This is a genomic window from Plantactinospora solaniradicis (genome assembly GCF_042658085.1).
GTDB lineage: Bacteria > Actinomycetota > Actinomycetes > Mycobacteriales > Micromonosporaceae > Plantactinospora > Plantactinospora solaniradicis.
In genome coordinates, this window is the sequence record NZ_JBHSPR010000035.1 from 1 (window position 1) to 1,873 (window position 1,873).

The 1,873-nt window shown below is 67.5% G+C and carries 4 protein-coding genes; 2 read left to right on the top strand and 2 right to left on the bottom strand.

Annotated features, from left to right (window positions below; translation table 11 throughout):
- Nucleotides 1–91: 91 nt before the first annotated feature.
- The gene (istB, locus tag ACFP2T_RS31545; protein WP_377428197.1) at nucleotides 92–898 is read right to left on the bottom strand and encodes an IS21-like element helper ATPase IstB; all 807 of its coding nucleotides are present in this window, start codon (nucleotides 896–898) and stop codon (nucleotides 92–94) included.
- Nucleotides 895–1,212, bottom strand: coding sequence for a hypothetical protein (locus tag ACFP2T_RS31550; protein ID WP_377428199.1), 318 nt, complete (start codon nucleotides 1,210–1,212; stop codon nucleotides 895–897). Before ACFP2T_RS31550 ends, istB begins: the two co-directional genes overlap by 4 nt.
- Between ACFP2T_RS31550 and ACFP2T_RS31555 the strand changes: the two genes are divergently transcribed.
- A complete protein-coding gene (locus ACFP2T_RS31555; RefSeq protein ID WP_377428203.1) occupies nucleotides 1,162–1,599 on the top strand; it encodes an HAD family hydrolase in 438 nt (145 codons plus the stop codon). The two genes, ACFP2T_RS31550 and ACFP2T_RS31555, sit on opposite strands and share 51 nt — an antisense overlap.
- On the top strand, nucleotides 1,596–1,873 hold a 278-nt coding region (locus ACFP2T_RS31560), incomplete at its 3' end, for a GNAT family N-acetyltransferase (protein ID WP_377428201.1). The genes ACFP2T_RS31555 and ACFP2T_RS31560, both read left to right, overlap by 4 nt.

Sequence of the window (1,873 nt, forward strand, 5' to 3'; positions counted from 1 at the left end):
ATCAACTCCAAGATCCGACACCCGGATTACCCGTTCAAGGCTGCATGACGAGGCACTAGCCTGGGTATGGGATGCGTCGCTGCTGCGCCGGTCAGTCTCGTGTTGATGCCTGTGTGACGAGTTGAGTCTTCGTGCGGGCGAGTCGGTAGGAGTCGGTGCCGGTTTGGATGATGTTGCCGCCGAAGGTGAGGCGGTCGATGATCGCAGCGCACAGCCGTGGGTCGGTGAAGGTTTTGGTCCAGCCGGAGAAGGCCTCGTTGGAGGCGATGGCGACGCTGTTCTTCTCTTCTCGTTCGGTAAGGACCTGGAACAGCAGTTCGGCACCTCGCCGGTCGAGTTCCATATAGCCGAGTTCGTCGATGCAGAGCAGATCGACCCGGCCGTAGCGGGCGATGGTCTTGGTGAGCTGCTTGTCGTCGGCGGCTTCGACGAGTTCGTTGACGAGTTTCGCGGCCATGACGTACCGGACCCGGTGTCCGGCCATCGCGGCGGCGCCAAGACCGATCAGAAGATGCGATTTCCCGGTGCCGGAGTCGCCAATCAAACACAGCGGTTCGCCGTTGCGGACCCAGGCGCAGGTGGCCAGGGTGTGGATCATTGCCGGGTTGACGGTGGAGTTGGCGTCGAAATCGAAGTCCTGCAGCCACTTCTCGCGGGGGAAGCCGGCGGCTTTGATGCGTCGTTCGGAGCGGCGCCGGTCTCGATCGTCGCACTCGGCGAGGAGAAGCTCGGCGAGGAAGCCTCGGTAGGTCAACTGCTGGCGTTTCGCCGTGTCGGCGACGTCGGCGAACCGGCTGCGCAGGGTCGGTAGCCGCAGGGCGCGGCAGGCGGAGTCGATGGCGGCGTCGGCGGCCTGTTCGGTCAGGGCGCGTCCGCGTTGGGCGAGGCTGCTGGTCATGACACTCTTCCAGGGTTGGCGGGCGGCCCGCTGACGGGCGGGGACGGTGGTCGTCGGAGTTTGAGGAGTTCGTCGTAGTGGGCGACGCTGGGCAGCGGCCGCGGGTCGGGCGGTAGCCCGCCGATCACGGCGGCCGGGTCGGCCACCATCAGCGCGTTGAGCGCCCTGACCGCAGCCGGACCGCTGCTGCTGACCGGCGACAACCACACCGCCGCCGCCGCATCGCCGACGAGGCCGGCATCCGCACCGTCCATGCCGAACTCCTGCCGGAGCAGAAAGTCGACGAGGTTCACCGGCAAGCCGCAGCCGGACACCGGCTGCTGCTGGTCGGAGACGGCGTCAACGACGCACCCGCGCTCGCGGCCGCCCACACCAGCATCGCCATGGGCCGCTCCGGCGCCGACCTGACCGTCGCCACTGCCGACGCCGTCATCATCCGCGACGACCTGACCACCATCCCCGGCGTGATCGACCTATCCCGCCGAGCCCGCCGCCTGGTCACCGCCAACCTGACCATCGCCGGCACCTTCATCGCAGTCCTGGTCGGCTGGGACCTATTCGGCCACCTTCCGCTCCCACTCGGCGTCGCCGGCCACGAAGGCTCCACCATCATCGTCGGCCTCAACGGCCTACGGCTGCTGCGCGACGCCGCCTGGCGGCCCCTCACCTCCACCACAGCAAAGGGGCCTGAACGACCGTGACCGCGCCACGACATGACAACCGCTTCCCCAACCGCATCAGGATCGACGGGCACGGGCTGGTACTGCGGGAATGGACTGACGACGACCTCCCGACCATGGTCGAGCTGTTCGACGAGCCGGAAGTGGACCGCTGGACTCCACTACGGACACCGTTCAACCTAGAAGCCGCCCGCAGCTACCTCGACAGAGCGCGCCAGCTACGCGCAGCCGGACAGGCGCCGTTGCGTTGCGGCATCGGAAACGCGTCAGGCTCGTGCCGGAGGGGCGGTCAGAT